The organism is Aeromicrobium sp. CnD17-E (genome assembly GCF_024124745.1).
Taxonomy (GTDB): Bacteria; Actinomycetota; Actinomycetes; order Propionibacteriales; family Nocardioidaceae; genus Aeromicrobium.
The window spans coordinates 66,102-81,522 of record NZ_JAMXRU010000003.1; the positions used below are offsets into that span (position 1 = coordinate 66,102).

At 69.7% G+C, this 15,421-nt stretch carries 13 protein-coding genes; 3 read left to right on the forward strand and 10 right to left on the reverse strand.

Annotated features, from left to right (window positions below):
* Positions 1-37: 37 nt before the first annotated feature.
* The 3 genes from NH339_RS18730 to nrdR all read right to left on the reverse strand — a co-directional run bounded on the left by NH339_RS18730 (position 38) and on the right by nrdR (position 5,537).
* Positions 38-1,795 (reverse strand): AAA family ATPase, encoded by a 1,758-nt coding sequence (locus tag NH339_RS18730; RefSeq protein ID WP_253021837.1) that lies wholly within the window; start codon positions 1,793-1,795, stop codon positions 38-40.
* Between the two features lie 188 nt (positions 1,796-1,983).
* Complete coding sequence (locus NH339_RS01650) at positions 1,984-4,911, reverse strand: vitamin B12-dependent ribonucleotide reductase (protein ID WP_253021839.1); 2,928 nt, start codon at positions 4,909-4,911, stop codon at positions 1,984-1,986.
* Between the two features lie 104 nt (positions 4,912-5,015).
* Positions 5,016-5,537 carry a transcriptional regulator NrdR gene (gene nrdR, locus NH339_RS01655; protein ID WP_253021841.1) on the reverse strand — a complete coding sequence of 174 codons (522 nt, stop codon included), beginning with the start codon at positions 5,535-5,537 and terminating at the stop codon, positions 5,016-5,018.
* A gap of 362 nt (positions 5,538-5,899) precedes the next feature.
* On the opposite strand from nrdR, the gene NH339_RS01660 reads away from it, so the two are divergent.
* Positions 5,900-6,310: a VOC family protein gene (locus NH339_RS01660; RefSeq protein ID WP_253021843.1), complete on the forward strand. Its 411-nt coding sequence runs from the start codon at positions 5,900-5,902 to the stop codon at positions 6,308-6,310.
* A 9-nt stretch (positions 6,311-6,319) separates the two neighbouring features.
* Here NH339_RS01660 and NH339_RS01665 read toward each other — a convergent pair whose 3' ends face one another.
* The gene (locus tag NH339_RS01665) at positions 6,320-7,036 is read right to left on the reverse strand and encodes a type 1 glutamine amidotransferase (protein WP_253021845.1); all 717 of its coding nucleotides are present in this window, start codon (positions 7,034-7,036) and stop codon (positions 6,320-6,322) included.
* A gap of 39 nt (positions 7,037-7,075) precedes the next feature.
* On the reverse strand, positions 7,076-7,435 hold the full coding sequence (locus tag NH339_RS01670; RefSeq protein ID WP_253021847.1) for a LysM domain-containing protein: 360 nt from the start codon (positions 7,433-7,435) through the stop codon (positions 7,076-7,078).
* Positions 7,436-7,827: 392 nt separating this feature from the next.
* Between NH339_RS01670 and lexA the strand changes: the two genes are divergently transcribed.
* The gene (lexA, locus tag NH339_RS01675) at positions 7,828-8,616 is read left to right on the forward strand and encodes a transcriptional repressor LexA (RefSeq protein WP_253021849.1); all 789 of its coding nucleotides are present in this window, start codon (positions 7,828-7,830) and stop codon (positions 8,614-8,616) included.
* 74 nt (positions 8,617-8,690) lie between these two features.
* Here the strand turns inward: lexA and NH339_RS01680 are convergent, their stop codons facing one another.
* The 4 genes from NH339_RS01680 to miaA all read right to left on the reverse strand — a co-directional run bounded on the left by NH339_RS01680 (position 8,691) and on the right by miaA (position 14,585).
* Entirely contained in the window at positions 8,691-10,622 is a 1,932-nt protein-coding gene (locus NH339_RS01680) for an ATP-dependent DNA helicase (protein WP_253021851.1), read from the reverse strand.
* Positions 10,623-11,372: 750 nt separating this feature from the next.
* The gene (gene hflX / locus NH339_RS01685; RefSeq protein ID WP_253021861.1) at positions 11,373-12,767 is read right to left on the reverse strand and encodes a GTPase HflX; all 1,395 of its coding nucleotides are present in this window, start codon (positions 12,765-12,767) and stop codon (positions 11,373-11,375) included.
* A 29-nt stretch (positions 12,768-12,796) separates the two neighbouring features.
* The gene (dapF, locus tag NH339_RS01690) at positions 12,797-13,633 is read right to left on the reverse strand and encodes a diaminopimelate epimerase (protein WP_253021853.1); all 837 of its coding nucleotides are present in this window, start codon (positions 13,631-13,633) and stop codon (positions 12,797-12,799) included.
* A gap of 10 nt (positions 13,634-13,643) precedes the next feature.
* Positions 13,644-14,585, reverse strand: coding sequence for a tRNA (adenosine(37)-N6)-dimethylallyltransferase MiaA (gene miaA / locus NH339_RS01695; protein WP_253021855.1), 942 nt, complete (start codon positions 14,583-14,585; stop codon positions 13,644-13,646).
* Between the two features lie 64 nt (positions 14,586-14,649).
* On the opposite strand from miaA, the gene NH339_RS01700 reads away from it, so the two are divergent.
* The gene (locus NH339_RS01700; RefSeq protein ID WP_067856891.1) at positions 14,650-14,901 is read left to right on the forward strand and encodes an antitoxin; all 252 of its coding nucleotides are present in this window, start codon (positions 14,650-14,652) and stop codon (positions 14,899-14,901) included.
* An 18-nt stretch (positions 14,902-14,919) separates the two neighbouring features.
* Here the strand turns inward: NH339_RS01700 and NH339_RS01705 are convergent.
* A partial coding sequence (locus NH339_RS01705; protein WP_253021857.1) for a hypothetical protein occupies positions 14,920-15,421 on the reverse strand: 502 nt, incomplete at its 5' end.

Genomic DNA, 15,421 nt, shown 5'->3' on the forward strand with positions numbered 1-15,421 from the left:
ACCGTGGACGACGCACTGCGCCGTCTCGCCGGCGGCCTCACCGCGAGCCCTTGGCTGCGAGGTGTGCCGCTGCCGCCTTGTTCGCCTTCGCCACCAGGTCGATCCGTTCGTTCAGCTGTTCGGCGACCCAGACGAGGCCACTCGCATCAGGCGCACGCAGGATCATTCGCAGCGACTCCAGTGCCTTTTTCTTCCAAAGATCGCTGAACTCGTAGTGCCAGGACCCGCCACAGGCTCGCTTCGCCGTCACGGCCGCGGGCTCGCCGAGCGTGCTGACGATCTTCAGGGCAACGGGCTCCGGGATCAGGCTTTCGATCTCGACGTCGTGCTGGTGCGCGCACCTTCCGGGCCACTTGCTGAGGCTCAGGATCTCGCGTGTCTTGCTCCACCCAAAGTCCTCGAGCTGGCTCTGAGCACGCCTGCCGTTGTCGTCAGAATCGAGCAGCGCCACAACGGGCAGCTGCGTGGCAGAGCGAGCCAGGACGGCCTGGACGATCATCTTCTTGGATCCGCCCGCCTCGATGACGTGAAGGCCGTCCATCAGCTCTGGCCGCCCCGCCACTTCACAGGCCGCGCGGACGAAGACTGCGTCCGTGTAGCCCTCCGTGATGACGACTCCCCTGCAGTCATCAGGGATGGAGAGCGATCGGTCGAGCACCGAAGCCATCCCGGCGTCCCGATAGAGCGAGCCCAGCACGGAGGCGTGGCTGCTATCACCCGCAGCGCTCTGGATACGTCGGGTCGCGCCGTCCACCGACTTTCCGACCTCCGAGACCATCGACTCAGGTTCCTTGGAGATCACGTAGGGCGAGTGAGTCGTAACGAGCAGGGTGACGTCGGCACGCTTGGCCAGCGCGCTCAGTTCATCGCGGATGGCCTCCTGGGCCCCAGGGTGCAAGAAAGCTTCAGGCTCCTCGACTGCAAGCACGAGCGATCGCCTGCTTTGCTCGGCGAGGTACTGGAGCATTGCCACGAGCACTCCCCCCCTCAGACCCGTGCCCTTGTCTGCGAGCCCTGTGGTGATCACATCGCCCAGACGAACGTCCACGGACGAGAGCGTCTGCTCGACCGTTGGAACATCGGGGACGAGCTCGGCAAGTGTGACCTCGGGAAACATGACTGAGACGCGATCGCGGACCTGCGACCGCAACGGCTCGAGCAACTTCGTCTGGAGGTGCTCCAGGTACTTGCTTCGTGCATCTTCAGCAGCACTCAGGGCTTCGCCGAGATGGTCCCCGATGACGAGCTGCAGGATCTCGCGGAACTTGCCCTGCAGAAGCGAGTCCAGGTCCTCTCCGCTGTGGACCACCGCGAAGCGGACCACGCTTCGCATTTGCTCCTCCAGCTTCTGGTGCTCGTCGCTGTCAGCCGGCAGGGACGCGGCGCCAGCGCCACGCGCGCTGAAGGTCGTCTGTCTTACTCCTCCCGCAAAGGACGCGACCAACCGAACTTCGCGGTCATCCGCGTAGGTCTTGCCAGCCTTCCCCTTCTTGACCGCCATCTCGTACTTCTTCGCGCGCTTGAGCAGCGTGGACTCGGGCGCGGTGGTGCCGACCTGGAAGGTCAAGGTGATGCGTGTTACTCGAGGCGAGCCCACCCCTATGGTCGAAACTGGTCGGTCACGCTCCGGCACGTATTCGGCGTCGGGATCCAGGACAAGCTCGATCGCCCTGAGCAGGTTCGACTTGCCACTGTTGTTCGGACCAACGAAGTAGTTCACACCGCTGGTCAGGTCAAAGCCGTGTTCGCCCACGAAGCTTCGAAAATCCTTGATCCTGATGTGGGTGAGCTTCACGCCGCGCCTTCCGAGGCCTGACGCATCCGCCTGCGCCGCGGCACAGCGATGACGTTGGTGGATGCACCGAGAGCGCGGACACGATGAGCGCTCGTCAGCATTGCTAGATGTCCGATCTCGATCGTGTGGCCACTACCGATCGATGTCGGCGGACGACCCCGTGTGGGTCGTCCGCCGACACGTCACACTCAGCTGCAGCCGCTGGTGCTGCCGCAGCCCTCGCAGACGTGGCAGGAGCCGGCGGGACGCATCTTCGTGCCGCAGGTCATGCAGAGGGGCGAGTCGACCGCGGAGCCGGTGATGACCTCGAGGAGCTCGGCCGACGTGTGGGCCGTCTGCGGGGCGGGCTTGGCCGTGTCGGCCTGCGCCTGCTCCGCGGAGACGTCCGCGGGGACCTCGGCGGTGGTCGCGGCCTCGGCGGTCGCGGCCTCCTTCAGGGTCTCCGGCTGGGTCTCGACCAGCTCTGCAGCCGTCGAACCCTTGCTGATCGGCTGGTGGCTGCCCGTGTCGAGGTAGCGCTGGCGCTCCTCGGCCGAGTGGATGCCCAGCGCCGACCGCGTGTCGTAGTCGATGTAGTCCAGCGCCAGACGGCGGAAGACGTAGTCCATGATCGACTGCGCCATGCGGACGTCGGAGTCGTCCGTCAGACCCGCCGGCTCGAACTTGAGGTTCGTGAACTTCTGCACGAACGTCTCCAGCGGCACGCCGTACTGCAGACCGATCGAGACCGCGATCGAGAAGGCGTCCATCACGCCGGCCAGGGTCGAGCCCTGCTTGCCCAGCTTCAGGAACAGCTCGCCCAGCTCACCGTTCTCGTGGGCGCCCGAGGTCATGTAGCCCTCGGCACCGCCGACACTGAACGACGTGGTGATCGACTGACGCGACTTCGGCAGACGGCGACGGATCGGCTTCTCGACGACGACCGTCTTGACCTCGGGGGTCGCCTCGGCAGCCGCGCTGGCCGACGTCTTGTCGTCCTGGCTCTTCTGCGAGGACAGCGGCTGGCCGACCTTGCAGTTGTCGCGGTAGACGGCGAGCGCCTTCAGGCCGAGCTTCCAGCCCTGGAAGTAGACGTCGGCGATCTCCTCGACCGTGGACGTCTCCGGCATGTTGACCGTCTTGGAGATCGCGCCGGACAGGAACGGCTGGGCCGCCGCCATCATGCGCACGTGGCCCATGGGCTTGATGGCGCGGTCACCGACGGCGCAGTCGAAGACCTCGTAGTGCTCGGTCTTCAGGCCGGGAGCGTCGACGACGTGACCCTTCTCGGCGATGTACTCCATGATCGCCTCGATGGTCTCGCCCGTGTAGCCGAGCTTCTTCAGCGCGACCGGGACGGTCTGGTTGACGACCTGCATCGAGCCGCCGCCGACGAGCTTCTTGAACTTGACCAGCGAGAAGTCGGGCTCGATGCCCGTCGTGTCGCAGTCCATCATGAAGCCGATGGTGCCGGTCGGGGCGAGCACCGACGCCTGGGCGTTGCGCCAGCCGTTCTTCTCGCCGATCTTCAGGTTGTCCGCCCACTGCTTCGTGGCCTCGCGCTGCACGGCGATGTCCATCGAGTGCATCGTGCGGATGTCGTCGTTCGCCGCCAGGTGCTTGCGCATGACGCGCGTGTGCGGCGCCGCGTTCTGCTGGTAGCCGTCGTACGGACCGACGACACCGGCCAGCTCGGCCGAGCGACGGTAGGACACACCGGTCATCAGCGACGTGATCGACGCGGCGAGCGCACGGCCGCCGTCGGAGTCGTAGGCCAGGCCCGAGGCCATGAGCATCGCGCCGAGGTTGGCGTAGCCGATGCCGAGCTGACGGTAGGCCTTCGTGGTCTCGCCGATCGCCTCGGTCGGGAAGTCGGCGAAGCAGATCGAGATGTCCATCGCCGTGATGATCAGCTCGACACTCTTGACGAATCGCTCGACGTCGAACGTCGTGCCGTCCTCGGAGAGGAACTTGAGCAGGTTCAGGCTGGCGAGGTTGCAGCTGGAGTTGTCGAGGTGCATGTACTCCGAGCACGGGTTCGAGGCGGTGATGCGCCCCGTCTCAGGCGTGGTGTGCCAGTCGTTGATCGTGGAGTCGTACTGGATGCCCGGGTCGGCGCAGGCCCACGCGGCCTTCGCGACCTTGCCCCACAGCTCCTTCGCGTCGATCTCCTCGATGACCTCGCCGCTCGTGCGGGCGCGCAGGCCGTAGGAGGTGCCCTCCTCGACGGCGCGCATGAACGCGTCGTCGACGCGGATCGAGTTGTTGGCGTTCTGGTACTGGACGCTGGTGATGTCCTCGCCACCGAGGTCCATGTCGAAGCCCGCGTCGCGGAGCACGCGGATCTTCTCCTCCTCGCGCTCCTTGGTCTCGACGAACTCGACGATGTCCGGGTGGTCGACGTCGAGGACGACCATCTTGGCCGCACGACGCGTCGCGCCACCGGACTTGATGGTGCCGGCGGACGCGTCGGCGCCGCGCATGAAGGAGACCGGACCGGACGCGGTGCCGCCGGAGGAGCGGAGCAGCTCCTTCGACGAACGGATGCGCGAGAGGTTGAGGCCGGCGCCCGACCCACCCTTGAAGATCAGACCCTCCTCGCGGTACCAGTTCAGGATCGAGTCCATCGAGTCGTCGACGGCGAGGATGAAGCAGGCGCTGACCTGCTGCGGGCTCGACGTGCCGACGTTGAACCAGACGGGGCTGTTGAAGCTGAACACCTGGTGCAGGAGCATGTGGGTCAGCTCGTGCTCGAAGACCTCGGCGTCGGCGTCGGTGGCGAAGTAGCCGTGCTCCTTGCCCGCCTTCGTGTAGGTGAGCACGACGCGGTCGAGCAGCTGGCGCAGGCTCTGCTCACGCTCGGGCGAGCCCACGGCACCACGGAAGTACTTCGTGGTGACGATGGTGGACGCGTTGACGCTCCAGAAGTCGGGGAACTCCACGCCGCGCTGCTCGAAGACGGTCTCGCCGGTCTTCCAGTTGGTCTGCACGACGTCGCGACGCTCCCACGTCACCGCGTCGTAGGGGTGCACGCCCTCGGTGGTGTACACACGCTCGATGCTGAGGGCCTTGCCCTTGCGTGCACGCGCGCGTCCGGACTGTGCCCGGCTCGTCGATCCGTCGACCGTCTCCGTCATGAGATTGCTCCTGTGGTCTCGCTGAGGGTGTGTAAAAGGGTGGGCCCGAGGCTCAGGCCGTGCTGCTGTCGTACGTCCGCTCGTCCCGCGGGACGAGCAGCGGTTCAGGGGTGCTGCGCGGTGCTGTCGTGCTCGCGGGGGTCGTCGCGGTGGGCCGTGTGCTCGGCGAGCTCCCCGTCGGCCGCCCGAGCCATGAGCTCGGCGATCTCGGCGGCGAAGTCGTCGACGGAGTCGAACGCCTTGTACACGCTCGCGAACCGCAGGTACGCGACCTCGTCGAGGCACTTGAGCGGCTCGAGGATGGCCAGCCCCACCTCGTCGGCGGCGATCTCCGCCGCCCCGCTCTCGCGCAGTGCGTCCTCGACCTGCTGGCCGAGACGTGCGAGGTCGTCGTCGGAGACGGGGCGACCCTTGCACGCCTTGCGGACGCCCGCGACGGCCTTCTCGCGGTTGAACGGCTCGGTGGCGCCGGAGCGCTTGAGCACGGTGAGCTGCATCTGCTCGATGGTCGTGAACCGCTTCTGGCAGTGCCCGCAGACGCGACGTCGCCGGATGGCGCCGCCGTCGTCGGCCACGCGCGAGTCGAGCACGCGGGTGTCGCCGTCCTTGCAGAAGGGGCAGTTCATCGTGCTCTCCTCTCCGTGGGCTGATGGGGTCGGTCGGGACTGGCCGACCTGGGGACGGAACTGGGGATTCCCGGTGGATTCCCCGCCATTCCTGTGGGTAACTCGGCGTTCTCTGTGGGACTAGATGTGGAGAACTACATCGATGTAATCACTAGATGTAGTGGCTACGGTACGCCTCGGCACAAGGTCGTGCAAGCCAGTCAACACATCTGCGCCGACAAATCCGTGGGGGTCGCGTTTGCGCAGGTCAGGGCGCTACAGGACGAGCAGCACGGCCGCCGGGAGGGCGTGTCGCGGGGCCCCTCGTCACCGGATCCGGTCGTTCTGTTCCATCTCGGAACAAGAGCGAGCAGGATGGTGCCATGACCATCCGCCTGAACCCGTACCTCAACTTCCGCGACCAGTCGCGCGCGGCGCTGGAGTTCTACCACTCCATCCTCGGAGGCGAGCTGACGGTCGCCACCTTCGGCGACTACGGCATGAGCGACGACCCCGCCCGGACCGACCTGGTCATGCACGGCCACCTGGTGTCCGACGCCGGGCTGGACATCATGGCCTCCGACACGCCTCCCGGTGGCGACGATCCCGCGATGGGCACCGCCATCAACATCGCACTGACCGGCGACGACGAGCGCCTGCGCGAGTACTTCACCGGGCTCAGCGACGGCGCCGAGGTCGTCGTGCCGCTGGCTCCGGCACCCTGGGGCGACGAGTTCGGCCTGCTGAACGACAGGTTCGGCGTCGCCTGGCTGTTCAACGTCGCGACCTCCTGACCTGGAGGTCTAGGTGGTCCGCACGCGCAGGTAGGCGAGAGCGGCGTCGACGAGGTCGTGTGCGGCCTGACGACTCCGCACGGCGTTGGCGAGCGCCTGGCGCTTGAGCTCGGCCGGCGACGATCCCTCCGCACGCACGAGGGCAGCGTCCTCGTCGACCCATCGGGCGAACGTCGACGTCGTGACCTCAGGATGGAACTGCCAGGCGATGACCCGGCCGTCGAAGGCCTCGTCGACGAAGCACTGCGGCCCGAACCAGGAGTGGCCGAGGACGGTCGAGGTCGGCGGCGGCGCCAGCACGTCCTGGTGGAACTGCGCCCACGGGCCCTCCGGGCAGAGCACCTCGTCGATCGTGTCGATGCGCTTCCAGCCCGCCTCGGCTCCGTCACCGCGGTACGACGTGCCGCCGAGGGCTCGTGCCGCGAGCTGGGCGCCGTAGCAGATCGCCATCACCGGCGTCCCGGTGCCGACGGCGACGCGGACCATGTCGGACTCCCGCTCGACGACCGACTCCCACCGCGGGTCGTGCGCGGAGCGCTCCGAGCCGAGCAGGAGCAGCAGGTCGACACCGTCGGCGTCCCAGTGAGGCGGGAGGTCGTCGCGGTCGAGCCAGTCGAGCTCGGCGCCGCGCTCCTCGAGCCGCTCCAGCACGTGCCCGCCGTCGCGATCGGTCGCGTCGGCGACGACGTGGACGACCAGGGGGTGCGCGTCAGGTCCGGGGGCCATGCCCCCATGGTGCCCGACGCGCGGTGCCGGACGGTCGGGTCACTGGTAGACCGGGACCGCCAGGTCGGAGCCGAGCTGCAGGTCACCGGCGCTGGGCAGGGAGTTCATGCGCATGATGTCGTCGACCGTGTCGCGCACGTCGCCCTCAGGGTTGGCCTCGGCGGCGATCTGCCAGAGGGTCTGCCCCTCCTGCACCGTGACGACGCGCGTGGCGGGCACAGCGCCGGCCTCGTCGGTGGCGACCGTCGAGGAGCCGAGCACGACCGCGCCCACCGCGAGCGCGGCGATGATCGCGAGCACCAGCACCAGGCGACCGCGGCGGGTCAGCCGGACAGGAGCGGCAACGGCGGGACGACGCAGGGTGCGACGGTCGTACGTGGTGATCGAGATGGTGCTCATGGGGGCCTCCGGGGAAGGAAGAGGATCGTGCGAGGTCTGGTGTGTCGATCGAACGCCTGCCGATGTCATTCGAACGTCGGTCCTCCGCGGGCGGTTGCTCAGCGAATCCGGCGAACAGATGTTCGATCGAACACGTGTACGACTGTAGGGGAAGCTGCCGACAAAAGCAGCCCCCTGTCGAACACGATGTCGATCTCTGCCCGATCACGACTGGAATTCCAGGCAGAAGTGATGCGAAGAAATGTTCGATGGTGACCGACGACACCTGCTTCGCTCCTCGTTCTGGAGCTCTCGAGGGCTAGCCGGGACTCCCCAGAAGGCCGCGTTCGAACAGCGACACGCTGTCGAACATGTGTTTGTAAACGTCCTCCCAGAGGTCTAGCGTGGTCCCCATGAGCGACGACACCCCACTCGACGACGCTGTCGATCCGTCCATCGAGGCTCCGCGCCGCGGCCGCCCGAAGGGTTCACGCAACTCCGTCCGTGAGCTTCCCGACGGCCCGGTCGACGAGATGACCGGTCTCACCGGACGCCAGCAGAAGATCCTCCACTTCATGCGCGACCAGATCGAGCAGCGCGGCTACCCGCCGAGCATGCGAGAGATCGGCGGCGCCGTGGGACTGGCCAGCACGTCGTCCGTGGCCCACCAGCTGCGGGTGCTGGAGCGTCTCGGCTACGTCAAGCGCGACCCCAACCGTCCCCGCGCCATCGAGATCTTCCTGCCCGAGGTCGTCAAGGCCCGTCGGACGCTCAGCTCGGCCGACGACTCCGTCGTGGACGAGACGGGCTTCGGCGACCAGCGCCCCGAGGCCACCTACGTTCCCATGGTCGGGCGGATCGCTGCCGGCGGCCCGATCCTCGCCGAGGAGCAGGTCGAGGAGATCTTCCCCCTCCCCCGCACCCTCGTCGGCGACGGCACGCTGTTCCTCCTCGAGGTCCGGGGCGACTCGATGGTCGACGCCGCGATCTGCGACGGCGACTACGTGGTCGTCCGTCAGCAGCCGGTCGCCGAGAACGGCGAGATCGTCGCCGCCATGCTCGACGGCGAAGCCACCGTCAAGACGTTCCAGCGCAAGGACGGCCAGGTCTGGCTGCTCCCGCACAACGACGACTACTCCCCCATCGACGGCACCCACGCCACGATCCTGGGCAAGGTCACGACGGTCCTGCGCCGTCTCTGAGTGCTCCTGGTCGTCCTCTCACGCACGCAGGCCCCGTCCCTCACCGAGGGACGGGGCCTGTATGCGTTCCAGGCTCAGTCGTCGAGGCGGCGCAGCGCGCCGAGCACCGCGTCGCGGTCGGTCGTGCGCCACAGCGGCGGCAGCGACGCCGCCAGGAAGCTGCCGTACCGCGCGGTGACGATGCGGGGGTCGAGGATCGCGACCACCCCACGGTCGTCGGTGCGCCGGATCAGCCGCCCCGCCCCCTGGGCCAGGAGCAGCGCGGCGTGCGCCGCGGCGACGCTCATGAATCCGTTGCCGCCCCGCTTCTCGACCAGTCGCTGACGGGCGCTCATCAGCGGGTCGTCGGGGCGAGGGAAGGGCACCCGGTCGATGACCACCAGCCGGCAGGTGTCGCCCGGCAGGTCGATGCCCTGCCAGAGCGACAGCGTGCCGAACAGGCTGGTCTCTTCCTCGGCGGCGAACCGGCGCGTGAGCTCCGACAGGTGCGCGTCGCCCTGGCAGAGGATCTCCCGGCCCGGCAACCGCGTGCGGACGCTCTCGGCCGCGGCCTCCGCAGCGCGACGTGAGGAGAACAGCCCGAGGGTGCGACCGCCGGCGGCCTCGAGCAGGTCGGCGATCTCGTCGAGCTGCGCGTCGGTGATGCCGTCGCGTCCCGGCGGAGGCAGGTGCTTGGCGACGTAGAGGATGCCCTGCCGCCGGTAGTCGAACGGCGAGCCGACGTCGAGGCCGGTCCACCGGTCCGCATCGTCGCGCCACAGGCCCACGGAGGCGGCCACCGGCTCGAAGCCGCCACCGACGGTCAGCGTGGCGCTGGTGAGGACGACGGTCTTCTCCTCGAACAGCTTGTCGCGCAGGCTGCCCGAGACGTCGATCGGTGCGACGTGCAGCACCGGGCCGCGAGCATCCGACATCCACAGCACCTCGGTCTCCCGCAGCGAGGCCATCCGGTCGGCGACGAGCCGGATCTCCTCCAGTCCGGCCTTGGCCTGCTGCCGCGCGGCGTCACCCTCGACCTCCGCCTTCTCGCGGGGGAACGCAGAGAGGCAGGCGCGTGCAGCGTCGCGCACGCGCGCCAGCGCCTCGTGCAGCTCGTCGACGACGTGGTCGATCCGTCCCGGCTGGACGCCGGCCAGAGCGGCTGCGAGCGCGTCGCCAGCGTCGCTGAGGTCGTCGGTCTCCCCGTCGGTGTAGGGCCGCCCGCGCCGCGCGGCCCGTTCGACGATGGCCGGGTCGAGGTCGGCCGTCGCTGCCTGGGTGACGCGGGCGGCCAGCTCATGGGCCTCGTCGACGACGACCGCGTCGTACTCGGGAAGCATGGGCACGCCGTCGATGGCGTCGATGGCGAGGAGCGCATGGTTGGTGACCACGAGGTCAGCCGTCGACGCGGCCTCCCGCGCGAGCTCGACGAAGCACTCGGCAGCGTGCGGGCACCGCGTGGCACCGAGGCACTCGCGGTGCGTGACGCTGACCTGCCGCCAGGCACGGTCGGTGTGCGAGGGCGCGGACTCGCGGTCGCCGTGCGACCCGTCGCCGCTCCCCCGCTGGGTGGCGAGCTCCTCGGCCCACTCGCGCAGCTCGAGCACCTCGGCACCGAGCGTCCCCTCCGGGATGTCCACGAGCGCCCCCTGGTCGTCGGGAACCCCCTCGCGCACGCGGTGCAGGCACGCGTAGTTCGAGCGTCCCTTGACGACGGCGTAGCTGGGTGTGGTGCCCAGCACCTCGTGCGCCCCCTTCACCAGGGCGGGCAGGTCGCGCTGGACGAGTTGGTGCTGCAGGCCCAACGTGGCCGTGGAGACCACGACACGCTTGTGGTGCAGCAGCGACGGCACGAGGTAGCCGAGCGACTTGCCGGTGCCGGTGCCGGCCTGCACGAGGAGGTGGCGCCCGGACTCCAGCGAGTCCGCGACCGCCTCCGCCATCGCCACCTGGCCGGGTCGTTCGGTGCCGCCGACCGCCCCGACCGCGGCGTGGAGGACGTCGCGGACGCTGGGGCTGTCGGGCATGCCAGCGAGCCTAGACGGACCCCTCCCCACCGTCGGCCGGGTGTCCACAGGAGGTCACCCGGCCGACGGTGGGCCAGCGGAGATCCAGCGAGACTCCCGCTGGTCGAGTAGCGGGGACGAGCTTGCGAAGTCCCTGCGTATCGAGACCACCCGGCAACGGCCCAGCGCCGACCGACCCCCAGCGACACCCCAGAGTGGTCTCGATACACCTCCCCTCGCTGGCGCTCGTGGAGGCACTCGACCAGCGGTAGGTTCCGCTGGTCGAGTAGCGGGGACGAGCTTGCGAAGTCCCTGCGTATCGAGACCACCCGGCAACAGATCCGTGCAAGCCGGCCCCCAGCGTCGGCCAGAGTGGTCTCGATACACCTCCCCTCGCTGGCGCTCGTGGAGGCACTCGACCAGCGGTAGGTTCCGCTGGTCGAGTAGCGGGGACGAGCTTGCGAAGTCCCTGCGTATCGAGACCACCCGGCAACAGATCCGCGCAAGCCGGCCCCCAGCGTCGGCCCAGAATGGTCTCGATACACCTCCCCTCGCTGGCGCTCGTGGAGGCACTCGACCAGCGAACCCTCTCGCTGGTCGAGTAGCAGCGACGGCGAGCGCCAGCGAGCACGTCGGTGCGTATCGAGACCACCCGGCAACGGCCCAGAGCCGACCGACCCCCAGCGACACCCCAGAGTGGTCTCGATACACCTCCCCTCGCTGGCGCTCGTGGAGGCACTCGACCAGCAGGATCCTCCGCTGGTCGAGGGGTCAGAGGGCGTTGAGCTGGTGGGCGAGGTCGTCGGAGACGCGGGCGACGAGGTGGGTGCCGTCGGACTCGTGCGCCAGCTCCTCGATCTCGCCCGTCTCGTGCACCTGGTTGAGGAGGTCGCCGCGCTCGTAGGGCACCACGACCTCCACGCGTACCGCGGGGCGGGGCAGGTCGGCCTCGATCGCGGCGAGCAGCTCGTCGACGCCCTCGCCGGTACGGGCGCTGACGACGACGGCGTGCGGCTCGCGGGCGAGCAGCTGCTTGACCTCGAGCGGGTCTGCGGCGTCGGCCTTGTTGAGGACGATGATCTCCGGCACGTGCAGCGCCTCGATCTCCGCGAACACCTCGCGCACGGCCGCGATCTGGCCGGCGGGGTCGGGGTGCGACGCGTCGACGACGTGGAGCACGAGGTCGGCCTCGGCCACCTCCTCCAGCGTGGAGCGGAACGCCTCGACCAGCTGGTGCGGCAGGTGGCGCACGAAGCCGACGGTGTCGGACATCGTGAACACGCGTCCGTCGCTCGTCTGGGTCTTGCGCGTCGTGGGGTCGAGGGTCGCGAACAGCGCGTCCTCCACCAGCACGCCCGCGCCGGTCAGCCGGTTGAGCAGGCTCGACTTGCCCGCGTTGGTGTAGCCGGCGATGACGACGGCCGGGACCTCGTTGCGCCGGCGTCGCGCCTTCTTGATGTCGCGGGTGGTGCGCAGCGCCGTGAGCTCCCGACGCAGCTTGGCCATGCGGGACTGGATGCGACGACGATCGGTCTCGAGCTTCGTCTCACCGGGACCACGACCGCCGATGCCCTCACCGCCGGCAGCGCGTCCACCGGCCTGGCGCGACAGGTTGCCGCCCCATCCGCGCAGGCGCTGGGTCTGGTACTGCAGCTGGGCGAGCTCGACCTGCGCCTTGCCCTCCGCCGACTTCGCGTGCTGCGCGAAGATGTCGAGGATCAGGGCGGTCCGGTCGACGACCTTGACCTTGGTGCGGTCCTCGAGGTTGCGCAGCTGGCTGGGCGCCAGCTCGCCGTCGCAGATGATGGTGTCGGCGCCGGTGGCCTGCACGGCGGCGGTGAGCTCCTCGACCTTGCCGCTGCCGATGAAGGTGGCGGGGTCGGGACGCTGACGACGCTGGAGCAGCGCGTCGAGGACGTCGGAGCCCGCGGTCTCGGCGAGCAGCTTCAGCTCGGCGAGGGAGTTCTCGGCGTCCTCCGCGCTGCCCTCGGTCCAGACACCGACCAGCACGACCCGCTCGAGCCGCAGCTGGCGGTACTCGACCTCGGTGATGTCCTCGAGCTCGGTGCGCAGCCCGGCGACGCGCCGCAGAGACTGACGCTCGGCGAGCTCGAGTCCGTCGTGCGCGCCCTCCAGGTCGCGGTCGACCACGGGGTCGATGCCCAGCCTGCTGGCAACGTTCGTGTCGGACTCGCTCACGCGATCCACTCCATCTCTCCGGTGGCGACGATGCGGGCCGGTCCCGCGAGGACGACCCGGGTGGGCTCGACCGTGATGTTCAGGGTGCCGCCGGGGACGTCGACACGGTACGTCGTGGAGCCGGTGGCGTCGAGGGCGTGGTCGGCGAGCGCGGTGGCGATCCCGACGGCGCACGCGCCGGTGCCGCACGAGCGGGTCTCGCCGGAGCCGCGCTCGTGGACGCGCATGGCGACGTGGTGGTCGGCGACGCGCTCGACGAACTCGACGTTGACGCCCTCGGGGTAGGTCGCGGTGTCGTAGGTGGGCGCCTGCAGCAGGGTGCCCGCGTCGGCGAGGGTGTCGACGAAGGTGACGGCGTGCGGGTTGCCCGTGCGCACGTCCTGCGCCTCCCACACACGTCCGTCGACCTCGACCTTCGACGTGCCGCGCACGTCGTAGGCGCCCATGTCGACACTGAGCTGGTCGCCGTCGACGGTGACGACCTTGTCGCCGTCGCGGGTGCCGACGACCACGGGCGCGTCGGCCGGCACGAGGCCGGCGTCGACGAGGTGGCGGGCGAACACGCGGACGCCGTTGCCGCACATCTCGCTGACGGACCCGTCGGCGTTGCGGTAGTCCATGAACCACTCCCCGGCGCTGGCAGCCGCCTCGGGCACGTCGAGCGCTGCCGAGCGCACCACGCGGAGCACGCCGTCGGCGCCGAGGCCCGTACGTCGTGCGCAGAGCGCCGCCACGAACGCCGGGTCGAGGTCGCCGTGCACCGTGCCGTCGTGGTCGGGGAGCAGGACGAAGTCGTTCTCGGTGCCGTGCCCCTTGAGCCAGGGGAAAGTCATACGTCCCAGTCTACGTCCGGGGGCCCGACGGAACCGGCTCGTCGCCGCGCACCGCGCGGAGCGCCCGCTCGAGGACGTCGTCAGCGTCGTGCGGCAGCCACACGACCCGGGGGTCCTGGTGGAACATGCGGTCCTGCCGCCGGGCGAACGCGCGGGTGCCGCGGACGGTCTCGGCGCGGGCCTCGGCGTCGCTCAGGTCGCCGTCGAGCATCGCGAGCACCTGCTGGTAGCCGATCGACCGCGACGCGGTCGGCGAGTCGGCCAGTCCGTGGTCGAGCAGCCCCCGCACCTCCTCGACCAGGCCCGCGTCCCACATGGCGTCGACCCTGGAGACGATCCGTTCGTCGAGCACGGGACGGGGGACGTCGAGGCCGAGCAGCACCACGTCGGGGTAGATCGACCGGTGCGGCGGAAGGGTGGCGACGAACGGCTCCCCCGTGATCTCCGTGACCTCCAGGGCCCTGACGAGGCGCCGGCCGTTCGTGGGCAGCACGTGCTCGGCGGCGTCCGGCGCGACCCGTCGCAGCTCCGCGTGCAGGGCCTCCGGCCCCTCCGTCTCGAGCCGACGCTGGTACTTCTCGCGCACCTGGGGCACGGTTCCCGGGAACACGAAGTCGTCGACGACGGCCCGCACGTAGAGCGACGAACCGCCGACGAGGATCGGCGTGACGCCGCGCCGCAGGCAGTCCTCGACGGCGGCGCGGGCGTCGCGCTGGAAGGCGGCCACCGACGTGGCGTGGTCGACGTCGAGCACGTCGAGCAGGTGGTGCGGCACGCCGCGCCGTTCCTCGGGCGTGACCTTCGCGCTGCCGATGTCCATCCCGCGGAACAGCTGCACGGCGTCGGCGTTGACGACCTCCCCGCCCAGCTCGAGGGCGAGGTCGACGGCGAGCGCCGACTTGCCCGACGCGGTCGGGCCGACGACGACCACGAGGCGTTCGACACTGCTCACCTGGGGAGTCTCTCGTACGCTCGAGGCACACACGACCGCTCCCCCGCGACCGAGGAGAGATCCGATGGGCTTCCTGGACAAGCTGAAGAAGAACGCACCCGAGCTGAAGGCGAAGGCCTCCGAGCTGGCGCGCACGCAGAACGCGAAGATCGACCAGGGCATCGACAAGGCTGCAGGGCTGGCCGACAAGGCCACCAAGGGCAAGTACACGCAGAAGATCGACGGTGCCGCCGGCAAGGCGAAGGACGCCGCCGACAAGCTGGCCGAGGACGACCGCCGCGGCCCGGGCGGCACCGCGGGTCCTGCGCGCCCCTGACCCGGGTAGCGGTGGGGCTCAGCCCAGCTGCCAGGACGCCACGAACCAGCCGACGCCGAACGGCGCCTCGTCGAGCGACAACCGTGCGCTGACGCGTGCGTCGTCGCGGTGCACCCGCGCGGCCACGGCGTCGCCCGCGACCCGCAGGGTCGTCGCACCCTGGCACCAGAGGTCGGCGGCGAGGTCGAGGTCGATGCCGCCGAGCACGTCCGGGTCACCGTCGGCGAGGGCCGAGGCGATCGCGGCGTCGAACGCGTCCGCGCGTCCGTCGAGGTGGCCGGGCGCCTTCTCGGTGCGGGTGGCGCTGCCGTCGGCCATGACGAGCACGGCGACGTCGTCGTCGAGCTCTGCCGCGTCGAGAGTCGCCGCGTAGCGTCGCGGTCCGTCCCAGCCGACGCTGTCGAGCAGCCACGCGCCGACGGTGTGGGCGAGCCCCAGCGTGGCGGCTCCGGCTGCACCGGCGGAGAGGGCGATGCCGTGCGGCTCGAGCGAGCCGCCGGCCGTCTCGCCCGCCGGCAGG